General features: G+C 64.9%; 21 protein-coding genes, 2 rRNA genes and 2 pseudogenes. 14 read left to right on the top strand and 11 right to left on the bottom strand.

Annotated features, from left to right (window positions below; genetic code table 11):
- The 3 genes from JKP78_RS05040 to JKP78_RS05030 all read left to right on the top strand — a co-directional run.
- A 23S ribosomal RNA gene (locus JKP78_RS05040) occupies positions 1–98 on the top strand; the annotation flags it as partial.
- 134 nt (positions 99–232) lie between these two features.
- Positions 233–348, top strand: a 5S ribosomal RNA gene (gene rrf / locus JKP78_RS05035).
- Between the two features lie 342 nt (positions 349–690).
- Positions 691–2,499, top strand: coding sequence for an ABC transporter ATP-binding protein/permease (locus tag JKP78_RS05030; protein WP_186690300.1), 1,809 nt, complete (start codon positions 691–693; stop codon positions 2,497–2,499).
- Between the two features lie 43 nt (positions 2,500–2,542).
- Here the strand turns inward: JKP78_RS05030 and JKP78_RS05025 are convergent, their stop codons facing one another.
- Complete coding sequence (locus tag JKP78_RS05025) at positions 2,543–3,745, bottom strand: MFS transporter (RefSeq protein ID WP_234454506.1); 1,203 nt, start codon at positions 3,743–3,745, stop codon at positions 2,543–2,545.
- A 180-nt stretch (positions 3,746–3,925) separates the two neighbouring features.
- On the opposite strand from JKP78_RS05025, the gene JKP78_RS05020 reads away from it, so the two are divergent.
- Positions 3,926–4,465 (top strand): histidine phosphatase family protein, encoded by a 540-nt coding sequence (locus JKP78_RS05020; RefSeq protein WP_186690298.1) that lies wholly within the window; start codon positions 3,926–3,928, stop codon positions 4,463–4,465.
- A 3-nt stretch (positions 4,466–4,468) separates the two neighbouring features.
- Here JKP78_RS05020 and JKP78_RS05015 read toward each other — a convergent pair whose 3' ends face one another.
- Together JKP78_RS05015 and JKP78_RS05010 are read right to left on the bottom strand one after the other, a co-directional pair.
- Positions 4,469–5,254 carry a sulfite exporter TauE/SafE family protein gene (locus JKP78_RS05015; protein WP_170029182.1) on the bottom strand — a complete coding sequence of 262 codons (786 nt, stop codon included), beginning with the start codon at positions 5,252–5,254 and terminating at the stop codon, positions 4,469–4,471.
- 161 nt (positions 5,255–5,415) lie between these two features.
- Positions 5,416–6,009, bottom strand: a complete 594-nt coding sequence (locus JKP78_RS05010; protein ID WP_170029183.1) for a helix-turn-helix domain-containing protein — start codon at positions 6,007–6,009, stop codon at positions 5,416–5,418.
- A gap of 112 nt (positions 6,010–6,121) precedes the next feature.
- On the opposite strand from JKP78_RS05010, the gene JKP78_RS05005 reads away from it, so the two are divergent.
- From JKP78_RS05005 to JKP78_RS04995, 3 genes are all read left to right on the top strand, one after another.
- The gene (locus JKP78_RS05005; RefSeq protein WP_200626147.1) at positions 6,122–7,258 is read left to right on the top strand and encodes an NAD(P)/FAD-dependent oxidoreductase; all 1,137 of its coding nucleotides are present in this window, start codon (positions 6,122–6,124) and stop codon (positions 7,256–7,258) included.
- Between the two features lie 12 nt (positions 7,259–7,270).
- Positions 7,271–7,648 carry a RidA family protein gene (locus JKP78_RS05000; protein ID WP_200626146.1) on the top strand — a complete coding sequence of 126 codons (378 nt, stop codon included), beginning with the start codon at positions 7,271–7,273 and terminating at the stop codon, positions 7,646–7,648.
- 172 nt (positions 7,649–7,820) lie between these two features.
- Positions 7,821–8,885: a YkvI family membrane protein gene (locus JKP78_RS04995; protein ID WP_170029186.1), complete on the top strand. Its 1,065-nt coding sequence runs from the start codon at positions 7,821–7,823 to the stop codon at positions 8,883–8,885.
- Positions 8,886–9,025: 140 nt separating this feature from the next.
- Here JKP78_RS04995 and JKP78_RS25365 read toward each other — a convergent pair whose 3' ends face one another.
- From JKP78_RS25365 to JKP78_RS04985, 3 genes and pseudogenes are all read right to left on the bottom strand, one after another.
- A complete protein-coding gene (locus JKP78_RS25365; RefSeq protein WP_420831052.1) occupies positions 9,026–9,766 on the bottom strand; it encodes a methyl-accepting chemotaxis protein in 741 nt (246 codons plus the stop codon).
- Between the two features lie 114 nt (positions 9,767–9,880).
- Positions 9,881–10,912: pseudogene (mcpA, locus tag JKP78_RS25360) on the bottom strand (methyl-accepting chemotaxis protein McpA); the annotation flags it as partial.
- A 142-nt stretch (positions 10,913–11,054) separates the two neighbouring features.
- On the bottom strand, positions 11,055–11,933 hold the full coding sequence (locus JKP78_RS04985; RefSeq protein ID WP_186690287.1) for a LysR family transcriptional regulator: 879 nt from the start codon (positions 11,931–11,933) through the stop codon (positions 11,055–11,057).
- Between the two features lie 103 nt (positions 11,934–12,036).
- Between JKP78_RS04985 and JKP78_RS04980 the strand changes: the two genes are divergently transcribed.
- A complete protein-coding gene (locus JKP78_RS04980; RefSeq protein WP_186690285.1) occupies positions 12,037–12,465 on the top strand; it encodes a PACE efflux transporter in 429 nt (142 codons plus the stop codon).
- A 27-nt stretch (positions 12,466–12,492) separates the two neighbouring features.
- Here JKP78_RS04980 and JKP78_RS04975 read toward each other — a convergent pair whose 3' ends face one another.
- The 4 genes from JKP78_RS04975 to JKP78_RS04960 all read right to left on the bottom strand — a co-directional run bounded on the left by JKP78_RS04975 (position 12,493) and on the right by JKP78_RS04960 (position 16,474).
- Positions 12,493–13,554, bottom strand: a complete 1,062-nt coding sequence (locus JKP78_RS04975) for a hypothetical protein (RefSeq protein ID WP_186690283.1) — start codon at positions 13,552–13,554, stop codon at positions 12,493–12,495.
- A gap of 176 nt (positions 13,555–13,730) precedes the next feature.
- Positions 13,731–14,399, bottom strand: a complete 669-nt coding sequence (locus tag JKP78_RS04970; RefSeq protein ID WP_186690281.1) for a GntR family transcriptional regulator — start codon at positions 14,397–14,399, stop codon at positions 13,731–13,733.
- A 15-nt stretch (positions 14,400–14,414) separates the two neighbouring features.
- On the bottom strand, positions 14,415–15,119 hold the full coding sequence (locus tag JKP78_RS04965; protein ID WP_186690279.1) for a FadR/GntR family transcriptional regulator: 705 nt from the start codon (positions 15,117–15,119) through the stop codon (positions 14,415–14,417).
- A gap of 44 nt (positions 15,120–15,163) precedes the next feature.
- Positions 15,164–16,474 carry a C4-dicarboxylate transporter DctA gene (locus tag JKP78_RS04960; RefSeq protein WP_170029193.1) on the bottom strand — a complete coding sequence of 437 codons (1,311 nt, stop codon included), beginning with the start codon at positions 16,472–16,474 and terminating at the stop codon, positions 15,164–15,166.
- A 454-nt stretch (positions 16,475–16,928) separates the two neighbouring features.
- On the opposite strand from JKP78_RS04960, the pseudogene JKP78_RS25355 reads away from it, so the two are divergent.
- From JKP78_RS25355 to JKP78_RS04950, 3 genes and pseudogenes are all read left to right on the top strand, one after another.
- Positions 16,929–17,210 (top strand): annotated as a pseudogene (locus JKP78_RS25355) (PAS domain-containing protein); the annotation flags it as partial.
- A 114-nt stretch (positions 17,211–17,324) separates the two neighbouring features.
- Entirely contained in the window at positions 17,325–18,494 is a 1,170-nt protein-coding gene (locus tag JKP78_RS04955) for a methyl-accepting chemotaxis protein (protein ID WP_442793964.1), read from the top strand.
- Between the two features lie 13 nt (positions 18,495–18,507).
- The gene (locus JKP78_RS04950; protein WP_186690275.1) at positions 18,508–20,196 is read left to right on the top strand and encodes a putative bifunctional diguanylate cyclase/phosphodiesterase; all 1,689 of its coding nucleotides are present in this window, start codon (positions 18,508–18,510) and stop codon (positions 20,194–20,196) included.
- 88 nt (positions 20,197–20,284) lie between these two features.
- On the opposite strand, the gene JKP78_RS04945 is transcribed toward JKP78_RS04950, so the two are convergent.
- Positions 20,285–22,039 (bottom strand): sigma-54-dependent Fis family transcriptional regulator, encoded by a 1,755-nt coding sequence (locus JKP78_RS04945; RefSeq protein ID WP_200626144.1) that lies wholly within the window; start codon positions 22,037–22,039, stop codon positions 20,285–20,287.
- Positions 22,040–22,262: 223 nt separating this feature from the next.
- On the opposite strand from JKP78_RS04945, the gene JKP78_RS04940 reads away from it, so the two are divergent.
- The 3 genes from JKP78_RS04940 to JKP78_RS04930 are packed head-to-tail and all read left to right on the top strand — an operon-like array spanning position 22,263 to position 25,314.
- A complete protein-coding gene (locus JKP78_RS04940; protein WP_186690271.1) occupies positions 22,263–23,357 on the top strand; it encodes an ABC transporter ATP-binding protein in 1,095 nt (364 codons plus the stop codon).
- Positions 23,357–24,454 carry an ABC transporter ATP-binding protein gene (locus JKP78_RS04935; RefSeq protein ID WP_170029198.1) on the top strand — a complete coding sequence of 366 codons (1,098 nt, stop codon included), beginning with the start codon at positions 23,357–23,359 and terminating at the stop codon, positions 24,452–24,454. Before JKP78_RS04940 ends, JKP78_RS04935 begins: the two co-directional genes overlap by 1 nt.
- A complete protein-coding gene (locus tag JKP78_RS04930) occupies positions 24,451–25,314 on the top strand; it encodes a carbohydrate ABC transporter permease (RefSeq protein ID WP_186690267.1) in 864 nt (287 codons plus the stop codon). The genes JKP78_RS04935 and JKP78_RS04930 overlap by 4 nt, the downstream gene beginning before the upstream one ends.
- Positions 25,315–25,317 lie beyond the last annotated feature (3 nt).

Here is a 25,317-nt window from a genome sequence, read left to right as displayed (position 1 = left end):
TGAAGGGCCGTCGAAGACTACGACGTTGATAGGTTGGGTGTGTAAGCGCTGTGAGGCGTTGAGCTAACCAATACTAATTGCCCGTGAGGCTTGACCATATAACACCCAAGCAATTTGCTGACGCAGATTGCGGTGGTGAAGATGATACGAACCGAAAGTTCGCAACGAACCACACATATCACATATCCGAATTCGCTGGAGTGTCTACCAAGACCTTCTGGCAACAGAATTTCTTGACGACCATAGAGCATTGGAACCACCTGATCCCATCCCGAACTCAGTAGTGAAACGATGCATCGCCGATGGTAGTGTGGGGCTTCCCCATGTGAGAGTAGGTCATCGTCAAGATTCATTTCGCAAAACCCCTATCTGCGCATGCAGGTAGGGGTTTTGTCTTTGCGCCGGCAAAACCAGCGCGACCTTGTAGGAGCGGCCTTGCGTCGCGATCGGCCGCACAGCGGCCGCCACCCTGCAACCCCTATCTACCTGGCAAACCGCGTCGCCTGTTTCGCGGCTAAAGCCGCTCCTGCACCGATCGCGACGCAAGGCCGCTCCTACAGCGCTGGGCAATATTCGCGTACCCACACCAAGCACGCACAGCAACCGCAATCATGAAAAGTGCGTCATTTTGGTCTGATGAATCCGCGCACAATGTTACGCTCGCGGAAACACTCAGCACGGAAACCCACCATGGAAATGAACTGGCACCAGGCCCTGCAAGAGAGCCTGAGCTGGCTGGCAATCGCCTCGTTCACCACCCTTGTCTGCTTTGCTGCAGCCGCCACACTGGCCGTGCGCTTCACGCGCTGGGGCAGCCAGTTCTGGCAGCTTGCCGGGCCCTATTTCAATTTCAGGCGCAGCTGGCGGCCGCTGCTGGTGTTCGCACTGCTCCTCGTGCTGACGTTATTCTCGGTGCGCCTGAACGTGCTGTTCTCGTTCTGGTACAACGGCTTCTACAGCGCCTTGCAGGGCCTTGACCAAGCGGCCTTCTGGTACCTGCTCGGCGTCTTCGCAGTGTTGGCCACCATCCATGTGCTGCGCTCGCTGTTCAACTTTTATGTAAGCCAGGCGTTCAGCATCAAATGGCGGGTGTGGCTGACCGAGCGTCTGACCCACGACTGGATGCAGGGCGATGCCTACTACCGCGGCCAGTTCCTCGCTGAGCCGGTAGACAACCCCGACCAGCGTATCGAGCTGGACGTCAACGCCTTCGTCAGCAACTCGGTGACCCTGGCACTGGGCGCGGTCAGCGCGCTGGTGTCGCTGGTGGCCTTCACCGGGATTCTCTGGGGGCTGTCCGCCCCGCTGGCGGTCGCCGGCATGGAGATCCCCCGGGCAATGGTGTTCGCCGTGTATCTGTATGTCATCGTCGCCACCTGGATTGCCTTCCGCCTCGGGCGCCCGCTGATTCGCCTGAACTTCCTCAACGAGAAGCTCACCGCGAACTTCCGTTATGCATTGATGCGCCTGCGCGAAAATGCCGAGAACATCGCCTTCTATCAGGGCGCGCAGGTCGAGCGACGCACTTTGCTGGGCCGCTTTGGCGCCTTGATCGTGAATGCCTGGGCGCTGGTTTACCGAAACCTCAAGTTCAGTGGGTTCAACCTGGGGGTCAGCCAGGTGGCGGTGGTCTTCCCGTTCATTCTCCAGGCCCCGCGCTTCTTCAGCGGTGCGATCAAGCTGGGTGATGTCATGCAGACCTCCCAGGCCTTTGGCCAGGTGCAGGATTCACTGTCGTTCTTCCGCGAATCGTATGATGCGTTCGCCCAGTACCGGGCGACCCTTGACCGTCTTACCGGCTTCCTCGATGCCAACGCGCAGGCAAGCGCCTTGCCACGTGTCACCACCCAGGACCAAGCACAGGCCCTGGAGATTGCAGGCCTGCAGGTGCTGCGCCCGGACGGGCATACCCTTATCGCCGACCTGGAGCTTGACCTGCGTGCCGGCCAGGCGCTGCTGATCAAGGGCCCGTCGGGTAGCGGCAAGACCACGCTGCTGCGTGCCTTGGCCGGCCTGTGGCCGTATGCCGAAGGCGCGGTCAGGCGGCCGCTGGGCCATCAGGCCCTGTTCCTGTCGCAGCGCCCGTACCTGCCGCTGGGTGATCTGCGCACCGTCATCGCCTACCCGGAGGCTGGCAACCCGGAAGACGCACCACGGATGCAGCAGGTGTTGTGCCAGGTCAACCTTGCCCACCTGGCCGAGCGGTTGGAGGTCAATTGTGACTGGTCACACATTCTTTCGGTCGGGGAACAGCAGCGCCTGGCGTTCGCGCGGGTCCTGTTCAACCGGCCCCAAGTGGTGTTCCTCGACGAGTCCACTTCGGCAATGGACGAAGGGCTCGAGCATGCCTTGTACGCGCTGTTGCGTACGGAAATGCCGAGCACCTTGCTGGTCAGTGTCGGGCATCGCAGCACGTTGGCGGGGTTCCATACCCATCGCCTGGAAGTGGACGGGCAGGGTGGTTGGTCGTTACTGGAGCAGCACCCGGCGCTGGTGTAGGGCCGTTCAGCGCGCATAGCCATGATCTGGCCGCCTGCTGGGCTCAGCGTAACAACGCCACGCCCAGCAGGGTGGCGCTGGCAAAGCCCGCGCCGGCCAGGAAGGTTGCCTGGAACCCGGCACCGTCCCACAGCAGCCCGGCCACCACGCTGGCCGCCAGCAGCGCCACCCCCGTCAGCAGGTTGAACAGCCCGAAGGCTGTACCGCGCAGGTCGGCCGGGGCGCTGTCGGCAATCATCGCGGCAAAGATGCCTTGGCTGAAACCCAGGTGCAGGCCCCAGGCGGCAACTCCCAGAGCAAGCCCGCTCCAGCCGGGCAGCAGGGCCAGCAGCAGGTCGGCGGCGATCAGCAGGCCCAACCCCATCATCAATACGGCTCGCCGGCCCATGTGGTCCGACAGGGCCCCGGCGGGATAGGCCGACAGCGAGTAGGCCAGCGCCATCAGCACCAGCACCGCCGGGGCCCACAGCGGCGCCAGGCCCATGTCCTGTGCGCGCAACAGCAGGAACGCCTCGCTGAAGCGGGCGAGGGTGAACAGCGTGGCCAGGCCGATCAGCCGCCAATAGGCCGGCCCCAGGCGAACCAGTGCGTGCAGTGCCAGCGGTGAACGCAGCGGCCTGGGGGTGGCCGGCGTTTCAGGCTCGTGGACGAAGGCGATGAGGATGTACACCGCCGCGAACGCCGGGAGCACCGCCACCCAGAACACTGTCTGGAAATGGCTCGCCGTCATCCACATCAATGCGATGGCGAGCAATGGCCCCAGAAAGGCGCCAACCGTGTCGAGCGCCTGGCGCAGGCCGAAGGCCGCACCGCGCAGTTCCGCCGGGGTGACATCAGCCACCAGCGCATCCCGCGGCGCCCCGCGAATACCCTTGCCCACGCGGTCGACGAAGCGCGCCGCGACCAGCCACCCCAAACCCGCAGCCAAGGGAAACACCGGCTTGGTCAGCGCCCCCAGGCCATAGCCCAGCACCGTCAGCAGCTTGCGCTTGCCCAGGCGGTCGCTCAGGGCTCCAGAAAACACTTTGGTGATCGCGGCCGTCGCTTCGGCGATGCCCTCGATAACGCCCACGGCGACCACCGAAGTGCCGAGCACCGTGACCATGTACAACGGCAGCAGGGCGTGGATCATCTCCGAAGAAATATCCATGAACATCGAAACGAAGCCCAGCGCCCAGACGCTACGGGGGATTTTCAGCAGGTGTTTGCCGGCGCCCCGGGGGCGGCTTGGTTGGTGGCTATGCATGGTGGGCTCTGCAGGGTCGCTACGCTCCCAACTGTAGGAGGCGGCGGGCAGGATGCAAATTGCGATTGGCGCACACGACGTGCTGCACGCCACACCGGTGGTTGCCGGCCACGATTGTTGCGGCAAGAATTGTCTCGGCATGCTAAACCATGCACCCCTGCCACCAACGAGAGATGCCCGGTGAAAGCCGTCCGCCTGACCCTGATCTGCCATGCCCTGACCCAGGCCCAGAAGAGCGGGCGTCTCCACCACAGCGACGACGCTATCCTGCCGTTGGTTGCACCGCCTTTCGCTGACCTTAGCAGGGTGTCGGTGCTGACCGCGCCAGAGCGGCGAGCGTACCAAACAGCGGCATTGTTGCCAGGGCGGGTAGAGGTCGAGCCAGCGCTGGCCGATTGCGACCTGGGGCGTTGGCGCGGGTTGCCGTTGAAGCAGTTGCAGGCCGAGCAACCGCAGGCTCTGGCCGAATGGCTGCAGGATCCGGCCAGTGATGTGCACGGTGGCGAGTCGTTTGTCGCGCTTTGCCAGCGCATGGCCGCCTGGCTGGCGGCCTTCGACAGGCCAGGTGAATGGATGGCAATCACCCACCCGATGAACATGCGCGCAGTGCTGGTGCAGGTGCTCGGCTGCCCGCCGGGTGCTGGCCAGCGGATCGATGTGTTACCGCTGTCGCGCCTGGACCTGAGCTTTACCGGGCAGTGGCGCCTGCGCCTGGGATGAGGCTCAGAACGCCAGCTTGTAGCCGATCAGCAGCAGCATCGCCGCCAGGCACGGGCGCAGCACGCGGTCGGAAATCCGCCCGGTGAGATGGCTGCCCAGGTAGATGCCCGGCAGCGAGCCCAGCAGCAGGTAACCCAGCAGCGACCAGTCCATGTTGCCCATGCCCGCATGGCCCAGGCCCGCCACCAGGGTCAGTGGCACGGCGTGGGCGATTTCGGTACCGACCAGGCGGCGGGTGACCAGGAACGGGTACAGCAGGAACAGCGCCACGGTACCCAGTGCGCCGGCACCGATGGAGGTGAGGGTAACCATCACCCCCAGCACCACGCCGGTGAGTATGGTGAGGATGTTCAGGCTGCGGTCGCTGAGGTGATAGTGGTCGCCGGCATGACGGCTGGCGAAGGCTTGCAGGCGCGATTTGAACAGGATGGCCAACGCGGTGAGGATCAGCACCACCGCCAGGCCTTGCTTGATGATCGCGTTGAGCGCCGAAGTGTCGGTATGCAAGGTACTGAGGAACCACAAGGTCAGCGCCGCTGCGGGCACGCTGCCGAGGCTCAGCAGGCCAGTGATCTTCCAGTCGACGTTGTGGTTACGCGCATGCACCCAGACGCCACTGGCCTTGGTGACGGCGGCATACAGCAGGTCGGTACCGACTGCCGTTGCCGGGCTGATGCCAAACCACAACAGGATCGGGGTCATCAGCGAGCCGCCGCCGACGCCGGTCATGCCGACGATGAAACCCACGATCAGGCCCGCAATGGTGAAACCGAAAGAACCTACATCCATACGCTACTCGACCGCCCAACTTTGCCCGTTATCGGATGCAGCCAGCATATAGATTTTTTTATAGCCAAATAGACTTGTTCGTTATTAGGTTATAACCGCGGCTGGCCTCGCCCAGGCGGCCAGGGCAGTTTCAACAGGTCAGTCATGCGGATCAGGGCAACTCAGCGATCGGTCATCACCACCATCACATGCGCATCGCCGCCGTCATCACTTTCCGACAGGTAGATGTGCCCCACCTGGCTGTCGAAATACGCAGTCTCCTGTGGCCCGATGCTCACCGCTTCGCCGGTTTCGAACTCGATGCGCACGCGCCCGCTCAGTACCACGGCGAACTCTTGTCCGGGGTGACGGATGAAATCATCGAACTGCCCACGTTCGCGCGCAATGATGCGGGCATAGGCCGGCGTCATGCGGCGCTCGGGAAAGTCGCCAGCGATCGGGTGATAGTCATAGGTGCCGGTCGAGTAGCCCGCCGCCGTCGGCAGCGAGTCGACCACTACGGTCACCGGTGCCGGAGCGGCGACCGTGCCACCGGCACGCAGCAGCAGGGCAATGTCGACATTCAGCGCGCGGGCGGCGGCGGCGAGTTTTTCGTAGCTCACCGAAACCTGAGCCAGTTCCATTTTCGACAAGGTGGACACAGGTACGCCACTGGCCTCGGACAATTGCTTGAGGGTCAGCTGGCGTGTCTTTCGCACCTGGCGCAGGCGCTGGCCGACAATGGCACGGTCCAGCAGGGGTAGGGCAGCGGGCATTCGGGTTCTCGGCATGCGTCGTTGGTCGGCTATCTTACCTTGCGCACTTGCACGCGGCTAAATTCTCATATATTAGAATTCTCATAAATGATAATTACCGACAGGAGCGTGCATGAACACTATCTACGACACCCTGATCATTGGCGCCGGTATCGCCGGAGCATCGCTGGGCTATCGCCTGGCGGGTCAGCAGAAGGTGCTGCTGCTCGAGCGTGAGGCGCAGCCTGGCTACCATTCCACCGGGCGTTCGGCAGCGATGTTCATGGAGGCTTACGGCACCCCGCAGATCCAGGCATTGACCCGCGCCAGCCGGGCCTTCTACGCAGCGCCACCGCCTGGCTTCTGCGAGCACCCGTTGCTGGAGCCGCGTGGCTGCCTGTATGTGGCCAGCCTGGAACAGCGCGGGCTGCTCGAGCAGGCCCATGCGCAGAACCTGGCCAACGGCACCGAAGTCAGCCTGCTCGACCGCGATGCCGCGTTGGCCCTGGTGCCGTGCCTGCGTGGCGAGACGCTGGCCGGTGCGGTGCTGGAGCCGGGGGCGATGGATCTGGACGTGCACGCCCTGCACCAGGGGTTCCTGCGTGGCTATCGCGGGGCCGGTGGCGAGTTGCGCTGCAACGCCGAGCTGATCCGGGCGTGCTACCAGGATGAGTTGTGGCAGGTTGAGCTGGGCGATGGCAGCTCGGTGCAGGCGCGCCAGCTGGTCAATGCCGCAGGTGCCTGGGCCGACCGCGTCGCCGAGCAGTGCGGCGTGGCGCGGATCGGCCTGCAACCGTGCCGGCGCAGCGCGTTCACCTTCCCCGGCCCGGCAGACCAGGACTTCGCCCGCTGGCCGGCGGTGATCGGCGTCGACGAAAGCTTCTACTTCAAGCCCGACGCCGGCCAACTGCTGGGCTCGCCAGCCAATGCCGACCCGGTCGAACCCCAGGACGCCGCGCCCGAAGAACTCGACGTGGCGTTGGGTATCTTCAACATCGAAAGCATGACCACCCTGGCGATCCGTCGGCCAAGCCACACCTGGGCCGGGCTGCGCTCGTTCGTCGCCGACGGTGACCTGGTAATCGGCTTCGATGTGCACGCGCCAGCGTTTTTCTGGCTGGCGGCACAAGGTGGCTATGGCATCCAGTCCGCTGCGGGCGCCTCGCGCCTGGCCGCCGACCTGCTGCTTGGCCAACCGCTGTGCGCCGAACTTGTCAGCCAGGGCGTGGCGCCCGAGCGCCTGTCCCCGGCCCGTTTCCAGCAACCCTGAAAGGAGTATCACATGAGTAATGAAATCCAGCGTTTTCCCAGCAGCCTGCCATTCCCGTTTTCCCGTGCGGTGAAGGCTGGCGGCTTTCTGTTCCTCTCCGGTCAGGTGCCGATGAGCGCTGCCGGCGAAGTGGTGCGTGGTGACATCCAGACGCAGACCCGTGCGGCCTGTGAGCGTATCGGCGAAAGTCTGGCGGCCTGCGGCGCGCGTTTCGACCAGGTGGTCAAGGCCACGGTGTGGCTGTCGGACATGAGCCACTTCGCCGGATTCAACGAGGTGTACAAGGAATTTTTCGGCGCGGTGCTGCCAGTGCGTTCGACCGTGGCTTCGGCATTGGCGCTGGGGGTGGATGTGGAGATTGAAGTGCAGGCATTCGTCGGCGAGGGCTGACCTGGGGGTGTAGGCGCGGCCTTGTGGCGAGATGGGTCGCGAAGCGGCCCCAGGATTCCAGCTTTGCAGCACCAAGTGCCGGGGCCGCTCTGCAGCTCATCGCGACGCAAGCCCGCTGCTACAAGGGAATGCGCTGCCAGTGACACAACAACAATAAAATTCAGAGGTGCACATGCAAGAACAGCTGAAGATTGCCGGCGCGTTCGTTGGCGTGATCGTGGGGGCGGGGTTCGCCTCGGGGCGGGAACTGTTGTTGTTCTTCGTCGATTTCGGTGTCTGGGGGTTGCTTGGAGCACTGGTCAGCGCGGCCCTGTTCACGTTGCTCGGCATGGCCTTGGCAGGGCTGGGCCACCGCCAGCAGGCCACCTCGCACAAGGATGTGATCCAGGCTATCTGTGGCCGTCACCTGGGCCTGTTCGTCGACTGGCTGATCACCTTCTTCATGTTCGCCGTCACCGTGGTCATGCTGGCGGGTGGCGGCGCCTTGCTGGAGCAGCAGTTCGGCATCCCGGCATTGAGCGGCAGCATGCTGGTGACGCTGGTGGTGGTGGGCATCGTGTGCCTGGACGTGCGCAGGGTGATACTGGCGATTGGCGCCATCACGCCGCTGCTGATCCTGGTGGCGTCGGCGATTGCGCTGTATGCCGTGTTCACCCGGGAGCAAAGCTTCGCCCAGCTCGACCAGCTGGCCAGCCAGCAACAGGCCGGTGCTCGTCACTGGCTGCTGGGCGCGTGCCTCTATGTGTCTTACAACGTGGTTGCCGGTGCGCCGATCCTGGCCATTCTGGGTGGCTCGGCCAAGGGCGAGAACATCGCGATGTGGGGCGGCTTGCTCGGTGGTGCGGCATTGGGTGGCCTGATGCTGGTGATGAGTGCGGGGCTGTTGTCGCGCCTGGACAGCGTGGCCAACCTGCCGATGCCGATGCTGTCGATTGCCAGTGAAGTGTCGCCGCTGCTGGGGCTGGTGATGTGTCTGATCATCTTCGGCATGATCGTCAACACCGCAGTGGGTACGCTGTTTTCGTTCCTTTCGCGGCTGTTGCCGGCGGGCACGACGAAGTTCCGCTGGGCTTCGGTGGCGACCGGGTTGGTGGCGTTCGGCTGCAGCCTGGTGGGGTTCATCAGCCTGGTCGGTGAAGTGTATCCGCTGTTCGGCTATCTGGGCTTCGTGCTGATGGCGGCGGTGTTGCTGGCCTGGGTGCGGCGGGGCAGGGCTGTGAAAGCAGCGGTGGTGTAGGGCTGCTGGGCAGCCCTGTCGCCGGCCAGCCAGCCACCTCGGTTGCAGTGGCTGCACGTCATTTGCAGTCACTGTGGGCGCTGGCTTGCCGGCGATAGGGGCGGTACGGGCGGCAGCAGCCCGTGCCGCCTGATCCGCCGTCAGATCCTGAAACTGCCCACCAGCTGCTTCAGGCGCCCTGCCTGCTGGGCCAGTTGGTCGCAATGGCGCAGGGTTTCGTTGAGGTTTTCCACCCCTTGCTGGTTCAGCGCGTTGATCTGGGTGATGTCCAGGTTGAGGCTCTCGACCACGGCGGTCTGCTCCTCGGTAGCGGTCGCCACCGACTGGTTCATGCCATCGATCTCGCCAATGCGCTGGGTCACGCTGGCCAGGCGCTCGCCGGCCTGGTTGGCCACTTGCACGGTCTGCTCGCTGGAGACCTGGCTGGTGTTCATGGTGTGCACCGCTTCGCGCGAGCCGACCTGCAGGCTGGTGATCATGCGGTGGATCTCTTCCGCCGACTCCTGGGTGCGGTGCGCCAGGTTGCGCACCTCGTCGGCCACCACGGCAAAGCCACGCCCGGCTTCACCGGCGCGGGCCGCCTCGATGGCAGCGTTCAACGCCAGCAGGTTGGTCTGTTGCGAGATGCCCTTGATCACGTCGAGGATCTTGCCGATTTCGTCGGTGCTGGCATTGAGTGTTTCGATCTGTGCGCAGGATTCGCTGATGCGCCGCGACAGGGCGGTCATGGCGTTGATCGCCTCTTCGACCACTTCCCGGCCGCCATGGGCCTGCTCGCTGGCGCCGCTGGCGTGCTGCGAGGCATCGGCGGCATTGCGGGCGATTTCCTGAGTGGCGGCCCCCAGCTGGTTGATCGCCGCAGCCACGCTGTTGGTGCGCATGCTCTGCTCTTCAGAGCCAATGATCGAAGCGTTCGAGGCGTTGATCACTTTCTCCGACAAGTCGTGCACCTGGCGGGTAGCCGAGGACACTTCGCTGATGGAGGCATGAATACGTTCGACGAAGCGGTTGAACGAGCTGGCCAGTTCGCCGAATTCGTCCTTGTTTTGTACAGCCAGGCGGCGGGTGAGGTCACCTTCGCCCTCGGCGATGTCGCGCATGGCGCGGCCCATGGTGGTCAGCGGGCGCATCAGCAGCGGAATCAGCAAGCCGAGCAGGCCGCCGATGGCGGCCACGGCGATCAGCATGGCGATGATCGCCGAAGTGCGGAACTGGCCGAGCGCGGCATAGGCCTTGTCCTTGTCGATCGACAGGCCAATGTACCACTGCGCCGAAGGCAGGCCGGTCACCGGGGCGAAGGAGATGATGCGGTCCTGGCCATTGAGGGTGACATCCTGCATGCCGGCGGCCACCCGCAGGTTGCTGCCAGGGTAGATGTCCTTGAGATTCTTCATCACCTGGTCTTTGTCCGGGCTGACGATCACCTGGCCATTGCTGTCGGCGAGGAAGGCATGGCCGATGCCACCGAAATCGACCGAGTTGATGATCTCGACCAGGGTGTCGAGGGTGACGTCACCACCGACTACACCCGTCAGCTCGCCATTGGCCTTGCTTTTCACCGGGGTGGCGATGGTGACCATCAGGCCGCCGACGGCGCCTTGGTACGGGGCGGTCAGGACGGTCTGCCCGGCGCCGGCTGCGGCGCCATACCACGGGCGTTGGCGTGGGTCGTAACCGGCCGGCATCTGTGCGTTGGGGCGCTGGGTGAATGCACCGTTGGCCTGGCCCAGGTAGGTGAACAGGAAATTTCGCGTATAGGACGGCTGCTCGATCAGCCCGGCCAGGTTGTCACCGGCACCTTGCTCGGCAATGTCCTGGGCCAGGTTTTCCAGCACCAGAATGCGCCCGCTCATCCAGTTCTGCACGCTGCTGGCGGTCAGTGCACCGGACTGCTGCACCGAAGCTTCGATGTTCTGGCGGATGGTGTTGCGCTGCAGGTAGTCGTTGTAGAGCGTGAACAAGGCGAATGCCAGGACCACGACACCGCAGGCACTGAGCAGGATCTTGTGGCGAAATTTCAGGTTCATGTTTCGAGACCTTGGGCCATTGAGGGGAGGGCGCAGCGCGCTCATGACACACTGCGGAACCTATCGATAGGGATATCGGCTCACGGGGTAAAAGGTTGAAGCGCCTACAGAAATTTCTGACGGTGGTTTCGACAGACGGTATTCACTGGCTACACAGCTGCTCGATCAACAGGCGTGCGGCCTGCTGCAGGGGGTGTTGCTTGCGCCACAGGATGTGCACCGGCAACTGCAACTCGTTGCGCGTGTTGTGAAAATCCAGCCGTACCAGGCGCCCGTTGGCCAGCAACGGCGCAACCCGCGACAGCGGCAGGTCGCCCCAGCCCAGGCCGGCCTCGACCATCTGCAGGGCCAGGTCGAAGCTGTCAGTGGACCAGTGCGTGGCACCGATCAGCGGGCGCGGGTCGGTCAGCGGCAGGTCGCGGCTGCGCACCAAGATCTGGCGCACCCGGGTCAGATCTTCTAGGTAGTGGATGCGCCCATCGCGCAGGGCTGGGTGGGCAGGGGACAGGGTGGCCACCAGCGACTCCATGCCGATGTGCTGGAAGCCACGGCGGGCATCGACCTGCAGCCCGGCAAAGGCTACACAGAGGTCGGCACGGCCGCTGTCCAGCAGCTGCAGGGCTTCTTCCTGGGGGGCACTGAGCAGGGCAATGTCCAGCAGCGGATAGCGTTCACCGAGGCAAGCGATGGCGGCCAGCACCGGGCGGTGGTCGATATCCGGGACCACGACCAGGGTCAGGCTGCTTTCCAGCCCTTGGGACAGCTCCAGCGCGTGCACCTGGAGCAGCCCCAGTTGCTCGGCGATCAGCCGGGCATGAGGCTCCAGGGCCAGGGCCCGTGGAGTCGGGCGGACCTCGCGCGGGCCACGTTCGAACAGGCTGTAGCCCAGTTCGGCCTCGAGGTTGGCGATGGCCATGCTGACCGCCGACGGCACGCGCTGCAGCGCCCGTGCGGCGGCAGAAAACGAACCGCGGTCGAGCACGGCAAGAAACAGCTGGATGTTGTCACTGGAAAAGTTCATGGCAGCACTCCTGTCAGCAGATCTGACAGCTGCTGACTTTTGCTGTCAATCACGATGAAGCATCATCGCCCCCATCGCTTTCCAACAACATGAGGTAATCCGGGTGCAAGGACTCAGGCGCAAACTGGTCTACGTGACCTTCTATGAACTGATCGGGCTGTGCATGTCGACCCTCGGGCTGGCCTATCTGTCGGACACCGAGGCTGCGCATACCGGGCCACTGGCGGTGATGATCACCACCATCGCCATGCTCTGGAACCTGATCTACAACACCTTGTTCGAATGGTGGGAAAGCCGCCAGGTCACGCGCGGGCGCAGTGTGGCGCGACGACTGGCACATGCCATCGGCTTCCAGCTGACGCTGGTGGTCTACCTGATCCCGCTGATTGCCTGGTGGTTGGACATGACATTGCTGGAGGCATTGCTGGTGGACATGGCGTTCATTGTGCTGGTGCCGTGCTACACCTTTGCCTACAACTGGGCGTTCGACCGGATCTTCGGCTTGCCCAGGTCGGCGATGGCGCCAGCCTGATGTGGCTTGCGCCGGTACCGGCAGCCGCTAGGGCGACAGGGGAATGATCACCGGCTCCTGCTGCTGCTTCACTTGCTGTTCGACCGGCTGGTCGATCGGCCGCGGAGCACTGGCCAGCAGGCTGTCCTCGATTTGCCCCGACAGGTAATACACGCCCGCCATGGCACCACTCTGGCGGTTCTCCATCAGCTCTTGCCATTCCTGGTTCAACGCCACGTTGAGGATGACCCGTAACTGCTCGACCATCTGCGGGTGTTCCCGGTCATGGGTCATGATCCCGTAGCCGGCCGCGGCAATCGAGATCATCGCCCCGGCTACCTTGCCTACCGCCGACGCCACGGCACTGGCGATGCCGCGCGGGGCCAAGGTGGCGCCGAGTTTTTCGCTGGCCTGGGTAGCCACCGAGTTCAGCCCGGCATCGGTCCGGCCGGGGCCTTTGCTGGCTTGCTGGTGCAGATGCTGGCGCATGGCTTGCCAGGCCGGTTGCTGGGCCAGCGACTTGGCCCGCAGCAGTTGATACAGGCTGGCATTGCGCGCATCCGGCGGCCCCAGGGCGATGGCGGGAATACGGTTGAGGCGTTGGCTGAACTGCTCGGGTGGGGCGTTGTAGCGGCCGATGATGGCGGGCAATTGCTGGCCGAGCAGTTGCAGGTACAGCTCGCAGGCGCGGTCGCGGATACCCTCCGGGTCGATCTGCTCGGCCACTGGCTCGATGACCCGTTTGTGGTACTGCTCCTGCAGGTACAACGCCAGGCGCTTTTCTGCCGGTTCCCGGCCTTCGCCGCTGTCGAGTTTGTACCAGGCCACCTTGAGGGTCAGCCATTGCTGGGTCCAGTAGCCGGTGAACCAAGGGATGAAGTCGCTTTCGGTGCGCTGCTGAACCTGCTCCTTCCACACCCGCATGGAGCGCCGGGCATAGTCGTTGGCCGAACCGGCGGCACCGACCGAGGCGTCGATCAGTTCCTGGTCGATACGTTGCCAGGTGGCGGTAGTGAGTACCACCGGTGGCGGCGGGGCAGGCGGGCGCTTGCCCGCGCAACCGGCGAGGGTCAGCAACAGGCACAGCATCAGGAAAACTCGAGCGCTCACGCAAACGCTTCCCTGGTAGAGGCTGGGGTGGTTCCTGGAGTATAGGGTTGGGGGCCAGGGGCTGCCGTGCAGCCCATCGCCGGCAAGTCAGTTCCCACACGGTTGTCGGTCACTGCAAGCGCAGCGCAACAGCGGTAGGCGCTGGCTTGCCAGCGATGAGCCGCACAGCGGTCCGGTCATTCCAGGTCGAGTTTTTCTTCCAGGCGGTCGAGGTGCTGGTGCATCAGGGTCAAGGCCGCCTCGGCATCGCCTTGCGCCACGGCGTCGATGATCGCCGCGTGCTCCTGCCACGCGCAGTGGTCACAGCATGGCGACTCGTAGCGGGCGATGATCAGCGAGGTCATCGGCACCAGGCCATTGAGAAACCGGGCCAGTGGTGCATTGGCGGCCACCTGCGCCAGTTTCAGGTGGAACTCCCCGCCCAGGCGGATCGCTGCGCAGCGCTCGCCGCTTTCATGGTGCTGGCGCTCGCGTTCCACCAGTTGCCGCAGCTGGCGAATCTGCAGCGGGCGGGCGCGTTGCGCGGCCAGGGTGATCAGCGTGGTTTCGGCCAGGCGCCGGGCACTCAGTACCTGGCGTGCCTGTTCCGGGTCAGGCGTGGCCAGGTGCGCGGTGTGGCTGGGGCGCTGCACGACCACCTGCTGGTCGGACAGGCGTCCGAGCACGCGGCGGATCACGGTACGGCTGACACCAAACGCATGCCCCAGCGCCTGCTCGGGCAAGAGGCTGCCGGGTGGCAGGCGCTGTTCGAGAATGGCGTCGAACAGCCGCGGGTAGATCTGCTCGGCCGACAGGCGGGTTTCGCCGGCCGCGAGCAGGGCCGGCAAGTGAGGGGCGGCGTTCATGGTCGCTCTCCTGGGTCATGGATGCGGGTGTTCGTCCGGAATGTTCAGGGCGATGCCCATGCGCAGGCCTTCGGCGAGGATGTGCTGGCGCATCTGGGCACTGGCCTGGGCGCTGTTGCGTTCGCGGATGGCACGCACCACTGCTTCGTTTTCCTGTAGCCGTGCAGCCAGGTGCTCGGGCGATTTGCGCAGCATGTCGGCACTCTGCTTGAGGGCATTGCCGGTCTGCTGCACCACGCTCTGGAAGATCGGGTTGGTGGTCAGGGCGAACAGCGCCTCGTGGAAGGCAATGTAGGCGCTGACCCCGGCTTCGCTGTCTGCGGCTTCCAATGCTTCGCGCATGTCCATCAGGGTCAGGCGCAGCTGGCCGATGTCCTGGCTGTTGGCTGATTGCGCCACCAGGCCGACGATGAATGGTTCCAGGGTGTAGCGCAGCTCCAGCACGTCGGCCAGGCTGGCCGCGGCACTGGTGTCCAGGCCTGGCTCCTGGCCAGCGGCGTCGGCGTCCAGCACCAGCACGCCCTTGCCCGGCAGCGAGCGCACCAGGCCCAGGGTTTCCAGCACGGTCACCGCTTCGCGCAGGCTGGGGCGGCTGATGCCCAGTTGTTCGGCCAGCTCGCGCTGGCCCGGCAGCATGTCGCCGCTGCGCCATTGGCCGCGGGCGAGGGCCTGGCGCAGTTTTTCCACCACTGAGTTGACGACGGTCGATGAGCTGATCACGGTTTGCTCCTGGAAGGGCCGGCATCGGTGCCGGCCACGTTCGCTCAGAATTCCTGTTGATGGTTGTTGGGCTGCTTGCGTGGCGTGGCTGCGAAGCCAGGTTTGCCGTCCAGCACGTTGTGCGCCCGCTCCAGGTCGATGTCCTTCTCCCAGCGGGCGATGGCCACGGTAGCCACGCAGTTGCCGATCAGGTTGGTCAGCGCCCGGCCGATGCCCATGAACCAATCCACCGCCAACACCAGCACCAGGCCGACCACCGGGATCGCCGGTACGGCGGTAAGCGTGGCAGCGAGGATTACCAGCGCCGAGCCTGGGATGCCGTGAGCGCCCTTGGAAGTCACCAGCGACACCAGCAGGATGGTCAGCAGGTCGGTCATGGCCAACGGCGTGCCGGTGGCATTGGCGATGAACACGATGGCCAGGGTCAGGTAGATGGAAAAGCCATCGAGGTTGAACGAGTAGCCGGTGGGGATCACCAGGCCAACGGTAGAGGTGCCGATGCCCAGGTGCTCAAGCTTGCGCATGACCTGTGGCAGCACGGCGTCGGAAGAGGCCGTGCCAAGGACGATGGTCAGTTCTTCGCGCAGGTACTTGATCAGCGGCAGCAGCCTCAGGCCCGACAGGCGCATGACCGTACCCAGCACGATCAGCACGAAGCCGGCACAGGTCAGGTAGAACAGCGCCACCAGCCCGCCCAGGTGTTGCAGCGATTCCAGGCCGTACTTGCTGGTAGTGAAGGCGATGGCGCCGAAGACGCCAAGCGGCGCCAGGCGCACGATCATGCCCATGATGCGGAAGATCACGTGGCTCAGTTCGTTGATCAGCCGCGAGATGCCGGCGGCCGAATCGCCGACCAGGTTCAGCGCGCTGCCGAACAGTACCGAGAACAGCAGCACCTGGAGGATGTTGTTGTCAGCAAAGGCCCCGATCACCGAGGTGGGGATCAGCTCCAGGAAGAACGCCGTGGCCCCGTGAATGTGCTGGCCGCGCTCGGCCAGGCTGCTGGCGTCGGCACTGGACAGCTGGTCCAGGTGGATATTGGCGCCGCTGCCGATACCGCTGCTGAAGGCGAACACCAGGCCGATCACCAGCGCCAGGGTGGTCAGCACCTCGAAGTAGATCACCGACTTCAGGCCGATGCGCCCGACCTTCTTCAGGTCGCCGGCGCCCGAGATGCCGCTGACTACCACACAGAACACGATCAGGCCGATGAGCATCTTGATCAGTTTGATGAAACCGTCGCCAAGCGGTTTCAGTTGCAAGGACAGCTCGGGGAAGCTGAGGCCGCAGGCGATGCCGAGGGCAAGGCCAAGCACGACTTGAAGGAAGATCGAACGCGAGCACCATTTGAGCATGGGAGGGATCTCTGATCGGTGTCCTTGCTTCGGTAGCCGCACGGGGCGAAAGAGCGCAGGACTTAATTATTGTGGTCTTACCGGTTTGTTCAGCGCGAAGCCATAAAAGCGCGAAAAAACCCACATTGCAAGGTTTTTTGGCCTTACCGGTCTGACCAGTTTGGGGCGTTTCAGCTCGCCGGGCTCTAGTTCGGTGCATGCCGTACAGGGCATTTATGCGAATCAGGCCAGCTTCAGGGGGTACCTGATACAGGTAGCAATCCGCTTGCCAAGCATCAGCCCGACCTCAATTTTTTCGATAACGCCATGATTCATAAGGTTTATTTGCTTTATGCGGCTGACCTCGTAGAATCCGCGCGCGACCGGGCAGTCACTAAGAGGCCGATTGTGGGAGTGTTAACCCGACAATCGTCCGCGAGCAGGCGTCTGGCGTTTAAATGAATGGAGTCTCATAGTGCGTCTCAATCTCCCGGTTACCCCGGTCGAGCAACGTTTCCCTTCTGATCAGCGGCTGATTTCCGCAACCGACACGGCCAGCCTGATCACCTACTGCAACCCTGAATTTGCCGCCATCAGCGGCTACAGCGAGGCCGAACTGATCGGTAGCCCGCACAACCTGGTGCGCCACCCGGACATGCCGCCAGCGGTGTACGAGCTGATGTGGCGCTACCTGAAGGCTGGCAAGAGCTGGATGGGCATCGTCAAGAACCGCTGCCGCAACGGCGATTACTACTGGGTCAACGCCTACGTCACGCCGATCCTCGAAGCCGGGCGGGTGGTGGGCTATGAGTCGGTACGGGTGTGCCCCACGCGTGAGCAGGTGGCCCGTGCCGAGGCCCTGTATGCACGCATGCGCAACGGCCAGGCGGTGCTGCCCTGGTCACGCCGCGCGAGCATGCTGGCGCGCGACCTGGGCGCACCGCTGGCAGCCGGGGGGCTGGCACTGGGGGCCAACCAGCTATGGCCAGGCCTGGTGGCGCAGGGGCTGACCCTGGGGCTGTTCCTGGCCTATGGCCTGTTGGCACGCAATGCCGTGGGGCGGCAGATGCAGCGCGTGGTACAGGGCGCCGACGGCACCTTCGCCGACCCGATCGCCGCCTTGACCTACAGCGACCTGCCCGGTGCTGCCGGCCAACTGCAACTGATGCTGATCAGCGAGGAGGCGCGGCTGAAGACCGCGCTGACCCGGCTGAGTGACCTGGCGGCACAGATGGCCGTGGCTGCCCATGACGCCGGGGCGTTGTCACGCAGCACCGAAGCGGCGTTGCTGGAGCAGCGTGCGGAAACCGACCAGAGCGCCACTGCCATGAACCAGATGGCCGCTTCCATCGGTGAGGTGGCCAACCATGTGCAACTGACGGCTGCCGAAGCCCATACCGCACACCTGCTGGCCGAGCAGGGCAGCCAGGTGGCCGATGCCAGCGGTGCGGCGATTCGCACCCTGGCGGGTACCGTGACGCAGATCAACCAGGCGGTCACCCAGCTGGCTGGCCAGACCGGTGCCATCGCCGAGGCCACCGGCATGATCCGCGGCATCGCCGAGCAGACCAACCTGCTGGCGCTCAATGCCGCCATCGAGGCGGCCCGTGCCGGCGAGCAGGGCCGCGGCTTTGCCGTGGTCGCCGATGAAGTGCGGGCGCTGGCCGACAAGACCCGGCAGTCGACCCTGCACATCCAGGCTATTATCGATGCTTTACGCAGTGGTGCCGAGCAGGCCGTGGCGATCGCCAGCCAGGGCATCGACGGTGCCGAGCAGGGCGTCGCCCAGGTGCAGGAAGCCCGCCAGGCGCTGCATGGCATCCGGGAAGCGGTGCAGCGCATCAGCGCCATGAGCCAGCAGATGGCCACGGCCTCGCAGCAGCAGTCGGCTGTGGCCGCAGATGTCTCGAGGCAGATCAATGGCGTGGCCGGCATCGCCCAGCACAGCGCCCACAGCGCCAACGCCGCCGCCTCGCGCGGCGCCGAACTGGAAGAGGTGTGCGCCGGATTGCGTGCCCTTGTGGAGCGTTTCAACCGTTAAGGCAGGATGCTTTATGGATGACAACTATCGCGCGGCCGTGGACGCGGCCGCGATCTTTTCCGAAACCGACCTGCGCGGGAACATCACCTACGTCAACCAGCAGTTCTGCACCATCTCGGGTTACAGCCGCGAGGAACTGCTCGGTGCCAACCACCGCATCCTCAATTCCGGCCTGCACGAGCCGGCGTTCTTCGTCGGCATGTGGCGGGCCCTGGCCGCCGGCCGGGTATGGAAAGGCGAGATCTGCAACCGCGCCAAGGATGGCGCGTTGTACTGGGTCGACAGCACCATGGTGCCGCTGGTCGACCCGCTCAGCGGGCAGGTGCGCAAGTACGTGTCGATCCGCTTCGATGTCACCGAGAAGCGCCAGTTGCTGCATACCCTGCAATGGCGGGTCGGCCACGATGTGCTCACCGGCTTGCCCAACCGCGCCTACCTGTCCGACCTGCTGAACCAGGCCTTGGCCTGTTCGCGCCGTGAAGGCATTGCGCTGGCGGTGTGCATGCTCGACCTGGATGGCTTCAAGGCGGTCAACGACGGCTACGGCCATGCCATGGGTGACCTGTTGCTGGTTGAAGTGGCGCAGCGCCTGAAGCACATCCTGCGCGAGGGTGATGCCGTGGCCCGGCTGTCGGGCGACGAGTTCGTGCTGATCCTGCGGGATGTCGACGAAGGTCGCCAGTTGCATGCCGCGCTGCGCCGCGTGCTGCAGGCATTGGCGGCGCCGTATGTGGTGCGCGATCAGCGCCTGTCGCTCAGCGCCAGTATCGGCGTCACCCTGTACCCGCAGGACGACGAGGATGCCGACACCCTGGTGCGCCATGCCGACCAGGCCATGTACGTGGCCAAGCAGCGTGGGCGCAACCGCTACCACCTGTTCGACGTGAGCCAGGAGCAGGAACTCAAGGCCACCCACCAGACCGTGGCGCGGGTGCGCCGGGCCCTGCACAACGACGAGCTGTGCCTGTATTACCAACCCAAGGTTAACCTGCGCAGCGGCCAGGTGCTGGGCTTCGAAGGGTTGCTGCGCTGGCAGCGGCCGGGCCGAGGGTTGGTGCCGCCTGGCGACTTCCTGCCCTGGGTCGAACAGACCGACCTGATCGTCGAGATTGGCGAATGGGTACTCGACAGGGCACTGAGCCAGTTGCAGGCCTGGCAGCGCGAAGGGCGGCCCTGGTCGTTGAGCGTGAATATCGCGGCGCGGCATTTGCAGCGCAGTGACTTCGCCGAGCGCCTGCGCCAGTTGCTGACCGAATACCCGGAGGTGGACCCGGCACGGTTGGACCTGGAAATCGTCGAATCGGTGGCCATCGACAACCTGCAACACGTCAGCCGCTGCCTCGACGCTTGCCGCGCGCTGGGCGTGCGCTTTTCCCTGGATGACTTCGGCACGGGCTACTCGTCGCTGAGTTACCTGAAGCGTTTGCCGACCCAGACGATCAAGATCGACCAGTCGTTCGTGCGCGACATCCTGCATGACCAGGACGACCTCGCACTGACCCGGGCGGTGATCGGCCTGGCGCGGGCATTTGGCCGCGAGGTGATTGCCGAAGGGCTGGAGAGCGTCGAGCACGGCCGGGTGCTGATGGGCCTGGGCTGTGAACTGGCCCAGGGTTACTGCATTGCCCGGCCGATGCCGGCCAGTGAGGTACAGCGCTGGGCCCAGGCCTACCGGCAGCCGAAGCAGTGGCGCGACCCTTGATAGGCCAGCCGGCCATGAGCCAGGCCTGGGCCCGCTCGGCACCGGGCGGGGCGCTGGATGGCGGCGGCGAAGCCAGCGTTCGCGGCGGCTAGCGCTGGCGCAACCGCTTGTACAGCGTGGTACGGCTGATCCCCAGTGCGCGGGCCACCGCGGACAGGTTGCCGTTGGTTTGCTGCATCAGCGTTGCCAGGTCTGCCGCTTCGGGCGCCTGCGGCACAGGCACCTGCGCCTCGGCGAGAAAGCCCGCAGGCAGGTGTTCCAGGCCGACCGGGCCATTGCCGGCCAAGGCCAGCGCCACCTGCAGCACACTCACCAGTTCACGCATATTGCCTGGCCAAGGGTGCTGATCGAACAGCTCGACAATGGCTGCCGGCAGCCGTGCAGGCTGCCCCGGTTCGCGGTAGCGGGCATGCACCTGCTCGATCAGCTGGCGCCGGTCGCTGCGTTCGCGCAGCGGCGGCAACTGCACTGCCAGCCCGGCGATGCGGTAGTATAGGTCCTGGCGAAAGCGCCCGGCACGCACCTCTTCGGCCAAGTCGCGGTTGCTCGCCGACACCACGCGGATATCCACTGCTACCGGCTCGCCGCTGCCCAGCGGCTGGATGCTGCGTGACTGCAGGACGCGCAGCAGGCGGGCCTGGGTAGGCAGCGGCATGTCGCCGATTTCATCGAGGAACAGGATGCCGTGGTCGGCCTTGCGGATCAGCCCCGGGTTGCCCTTGTGGTGGGCACCGGTGAACGCGCCTTTGTCGTAGCCGAACAGCTCCGACTCCACCAGCTCGGCGGGGATTGCCGCGCAGTTGACCGCGACCAGCGGCTGGCCGGCGCGGCTGCTGGCGCGGTGCAAGGTGTCGACGAACACTTCCTTGCCGACGCCGGTTTCCCCCTGCACCAGCACCGGGATGTCCTTTTCCAGCAGCAGGCTGGCCTGCGCCAGGGCCTTGTCCAGGCGCGGGTCGGTGTTGCTGCTGCTGCTGGCGGTGCGGCAAGTGGCCTCGCGCGCCGGCTGCCATTGGCAATGGAAGCGATTGCGCCCGGTGGCCTGCAAGGCGAAGGGCTGTTGCCGGGGGTGGCTGAACAGCTGCTGCAGCGGCAACTGGAACAGCTGCTCGATATTCTGCCGCAGCGGGTTGCCGCCGAGCAGGCTGTCGGCCCGGTGATTGGCCGCCAGCACCTGGCCCTGTTCATCGAACACCAGCAGGCCGGCCCAGGGACTGTCCAGGTTGTCGGAAGCGCTGTTGAACATCAGCTGGGCATGCCGCTCGCCATGTTCGGCAAGGATCAGGCGGTTTTCCAGGCTCTGGCTCATCATGCGCACCAGGCCCAGCGTCTGGCTGGCCGGCAGGTAGCCATCGCTGGCCACGTCGAGCACCCCGACCAGTTGCCGCGCCGCGTCGAACAGTGGCGCGGCGGCGCTGGACATGTAGCGGTTCTGCCGCAGGAAGTGCTCGTCCTGGCCGACGTGAATCGCCTCGGCGCAGACCAGCGCGGTGCCCAGGGCATTGGTGCCGACGCCGCGCTCGTGCCAATGGGCGCCAGCGCTGAAACCGTGCTGCTGGCGCGGTTCGATGAAGCGCCGCGAGCCCCAGCTGTCGAGCACGCAGCCGCTGGCATCGGCCAGCATCACCAGGTAGCTGGCATTGCCCAGCAGGTGCGCGTAATGCGGCAGTACCGCCTCGCGGGTCAGGCGCAGCAGGGCCTGGCGCCGCTCCAGCAGGGCGCTCAGTTCGGCGCGGGTCAGGCAGTCGAAGTCCGGGGCGTGCAGGGGTTGCAGGCCGTGGTCGCGGCAGCGGGTCCAGGAGGCCTGGATCAGTTGGGCATGGGTCGAAGCGGAAGCGGCCATGGGCCTGTCCTGTGTGATTGTTGTATGGAACCGACCGCTGTTCAGTGTTGTTCACAGTTGTTCAATGTCAAACCTGCGAGTGTTCAGTTGTTCAGCGCTTGTGTTCATTTGTGAACCCGTGCCTTGACTGGGCTGCCGGGCAGGGCGCGGGCCAGACGGGCGCGGCGTAACTGGCACGAAACTGGCTGTATCCGGCAGACAACAATCACAAGAAGGCCACGCCATGTCCCTGGTGCTGGAACAGGTCAGTCGCAGCGTCGACAACCAGGCCTGGATCGTCGATGCCTCGCTGCGCTTCGAACCCGGCTCGTTCAATGTATTGCTGGGCCGTACCCTGGCCGGCAAGACCAGCCTGATGCGTCTGATGGCCGGGCTCGACCGCCCGGACCGTGGGCGCGTGCTGATGGATGGCCAGGACGTGACCGGCGTGCCGGTGCGCCTGCGCAACGTGTCGATGGTGTATCAGCAGTTCATCAACTACCCCACCCTCAGCGTGTACGAGAACATCGCCTCGCCGCTGCGCCAGGCACGCATGGCCGAGCCGGAGATTCGTCGACGGGTACAGGAAACCGCCGAGATGCTGCGCATCGAAGCCTACCTGCAGCGCCTGCCGCTGGAGCTGTCCGGTGGCCAGCAACAGCGCACGGCGATGGCCCGGGCGCTGGTCAAGGATGCCTCGCTGATCCTGTTCGACGAGCCGCTGGTCAACCTCGATTACAAGCTGCGCGAGGGCCTGCGCCAGGAACTGCGCGAGCTGTTCGCGGCGCGCCACTGCATTGCCGTGTATGCCACCACCGAACCCAACGAGGCGTTGGCGCTGGGCGGCACCACGACGCTGGTGCACGAAGGCCGGATCGTCCAGAGTGGGCCTACCGCCGAGGTCTACCAGCGCCCCGGCAGCGTGCTGGCCGCCGAGCTGTTTTCCGAGCCGCCGATCAACCTGGTGCCTGGCCGTATCAGCGGTAACGAGGTGAGCCTGGCCCAGGCCGTGCACTTTGCCCGCAATGCCGACCTGCAGCCGCTGGCCGAAGGCGACTACCGCTTTGGCGTACGGCCCAGCCACATCAGCCTGGTGCCGGCCCACGACGATGACCTGGAGCTGGCCGTGCTGGTCGAGCTTGCCGAAATCAGTGGCTCGGAGACTTTCCTGCATGTGCGCAATGACCACTGGCGCATGACCCTGCATTTGCCCGGGGTGCACGAATACCAGGTGGACACGCCGATCCGCGTGTTCATTCCCACCCACAAGCTGTTCGTGTTCGACAGTGCCGGGGCGTTGGTGCAGGCCCCCGGGCTACGCCAGGCAAGGAGAGGGTGATGGCCGAAATCCGTCTGCGCCAACTGGCGCACAGCTATAGCCGCCAGCCCGCCAGCGAGGCGGACTATGCCCTGCACGCACTGGAACATGTGTGGGAGCAGGGCGGTGCCTATGCCTTGCTGGGGCCGTCGGGCTGTGGCAAGTCGACCTTGCTCAATATCATTTCCGGGCTGCTGACGCCGTCCCATGGCGAGGTGCTGTTCGATGGCAAGCCGGTCAACCAGTTGCCGCCGCAGGCGCGCAACATCGCCCAGGTGTTCCAGTTTCCGGTGGTGTACGACACCCTGTCGGTATACGACAACCTGGCGTTTCCCCTGCGCAACCAGGGGCTCGACGAAGCCCGCGTGCGCGCCCGGGTGGAGGAGATTGCCGAGGTGCTCGACCTGACCGCGGCGTTGCGCAAGAAGGCCCGCAACCTCAGCGCCGACGAAAAGCAGAAAGTCTCCATGGGCCGTGGCCTGGTGCGTGACGATGTATCGGCAATCCTGTTCGACGAGCCACTGACGGTGATCGACCCGCACCTGAAGTGGAAGCTGCGGCGCAAGCTCAAGCAGATCCACGAGCAGTTCAACATCACCATGATCTACGTCACCCACGACCAGCTGGAAGCCTCGACCTTCGCCGACAAGATCGCGGTGATGCACGGCGGGCGCATCGTCCAGTTCGGCACCCCGCGCGAGCTGTTCGAGCGGCCACGGCACACCTTCGTCGGCTATTTCATCGGCAGCCCGGGAATGAACCTGATCGAGGTGCGCGCCGAGGCCGACGGGGTGAGCTTCGGTGATATCCACCTGCCCCTGCCAGATGGCTTGCGCGAGCGCCTGGCGGCGACGGCAGGCGGGCGCTTGCAGGTCGGCATCCGCCCCGAGTTCGTGCAGCTGTGGGACAGCCCGTTCGAGGATGCCTACCCGGCGCGGGTACTGGACGTCGAGGACCTGGGCACCTACCGCATCGTCACCCTCGAGCTGGGTGGCGTCGCGCTCAAGGCACGCCAGGGCGAGGACCGCCCAGTGCCTGTAACCCAGGCCTGGGTCAGCCTGCCGGCGCAGTGGCTGATGCTGTACCTCGACGATGTGCTGCTGGAGGTCGCGCCATGAACAAGGTGCCCAACAACAAGGCCTGGTGGCTGGTGCTGCCGGTGTTCCTGCTGGTGGCGTTCAGTGCCGTGGTGCCGATGATGACCGTGGTCAACTACTCGGTGCAGGACATTTTCGACCAGTCCAACCGCTACTTCGTCGGTGCCGACTGGTACCGCCAGGTACTGCGCGACCCGGCTCTGCATGACGCGCTGCTGCGCCAGTTCATCTATTCCGCCTGCGTGCTGCTGATCGAGATCCCGTTGGGCATCGCCATTGCCCTGACCATGCCGACCAAGGGGCGCATGGCGTCGGTGTGCCTGATCATCATGGCCATCCCGTTGCTGATCCCGTGGAACGTGGTCGGCACCATCTGGCAGATCTTCGGCCGTGCCGACATCGGCCTGCTGGGCGCCACCCTGGCCAAGCTGGGGGTCAGCTACAACTACGCCGGCAACCCGTTCGACGCCTGGCTTACCGTGCTGGTGATGGACGTCTGGCACTGGACCTCGCTGGTGGCGCTGCTGTGCTATTCAGGCCTGCGCGCCATCCCCGACGTGTATTACCAGGCCGCGCGCATCGACCGTGCCTCGGGCTGGGCGGTGTTCCGCCATATCCAGTTGCCGAAGCTGAAGAACGTGTTGCTGATCGCGGTGATGCTGCGCTTCATGGACAGCTTCATGATCTACACCGAGCCCTTCGTGCTGACCGGCGGTGGGCCCGGCAATGCGACCACCTTCCTCAGCCAGACCCTCACGCGCATGGCCGTGGGCCAGTTCGACCTGGGCCCGGCGGCGGCGTTTTCGCTGGTGTACTTCCTGATCATCCTGCTGGTGTCGTGGCTGTTCTACACAGCCATGACCCATGCTGACAAGGACTAGGCC

This window comes from Pseudomonas sp. LAM2023 (genome assembly GCF_016620375.1).
Taxonomy (GTDB): Bacteria; Pseudomonadota; Gammaproteobacteria; order Pseudomonadales; family Pseudomonadaceae; genus Aquipseudomonas; species Aquipseudomonas anuradhapurensis.
This window is presented reverse-complemented; position numbering and strand designations above follow the sequence as displayed.

Coding starts and splice junctions, on each gene's coding strand:
- JKP78_RS04930 (WP_186690267.1), top strand. CDS start 24,451: ATGAACAAGGTGCCCAACAACAAGGCCTGGTGGCTGGTGCTGCCGGTG.
- JKP78_RS05010 (WP_170029183.1), bottom strand. CDS start 6,009: ATGCCCGCTGCCCTACCCCTGCTGGACCGTGCCATTGTCGGCCAGCGC.
- JKP78_RS04960 (WP_170029193.1), bottom strand. CDS start 16,474: ATGCTCAAATGGTGCTCGCGTTCGATCTTCCTTCAAGTCGTGCTTGGC.
- JKP78_RS04955 (WP_442793964.1), top strand. CDS start 17,325: ATGCGCAACGGCCAGGCGGTGCTGCCCTGGTCACGCCGCGCGAGCATG.
- JKP78_RS04950 (WP_186690275.1), top strand. CDS start 18,508: ATGGATGACAACTATCGCGCGGCCGTGGACGCGGCCGCGATCTTTTCC.
- JKP78_RS04970 (WP_186690281.1), bottom strand. CDS start 14,399: ATGAACGCCGCCCCTCACTTGCCGGCCCTGCTCGCGGCCGGCGAAACC.
- JKP78_RS05030 (WP_186690300.1), top strand. CDS start 691: ATGGAAATGAACTGGCACCAGGCCCTGCAAGAGAGCCTGAGCTGGCTG.
- JKP78_RS05005 (WP_200626147.1), top strand. CDS start 6,122: ATGAACACTATCTACGACACCCTGATCATTGGCGCCGGTATCGCCGGA.
- JKP78_RS25365 (WP_420831052.1), bottom strand. CDS start 9,766: ATGCGCACCAACAGCGTGGCTGCGGCGATCAACCAGCTGGGGGCCGCC.
- JKP78_RS04985 (WP_186690287.1), bottom strand. CDS start 11,933: ATGAACTTTTCCAGTGACAACATCCAGCTGTTTCTTGCCGTGCTCGAC.
- JKP78_RS05015 (WP_170029182.1), bottom strand. CDS start 5,254: ATGGATGTAGGTTCTTTCGGTTTCACCATTGCGGGCCTGATCGTGGGT.
- JKP78_RS04935 (WP_170029198.1), top strand. CDS start 23,357: ATGGCCGAAATCCGTCTGCGCCAACTGGCGCACAGCTATAGCCGCCAG.
- JKP78_RS04945 (WP_200626144.1), bottom strand. CDS start 22,039: ATGGCCGCTTCCGCTTCGACCCATGCCCAACTGATCCAGGCCTCCTGG.
- JKP78_RS04995 (WP_170029186.1), top strand. CDS start 7,821: ATGCAAGAACAGCTGAAGATTGCCGGCGCGTTCGTTGGCGTGATCGTG.
- JKP78_RS05000 (WP_200626146.1), top strand. CDS start 7,271: ATGAGTAATGAAATCCAGCGTTTTCCCAGCAGCCTGCCATTCCCGTTT.
- JKP78_RS04940 (WP_186690271.1), top strand. CDS start 22,263: ATGTCCCTGGTGCTGGAACAGGTCAGTCGCAGCGTCGACAACCAGGCC.
- JKP78_RS05025 (WP_234454506.1), bottom strand. CDS start 3,745: ATGCATAGCCACCAACCAAGCCGCCCCCGGGGCGCCGGCAAACACCTG.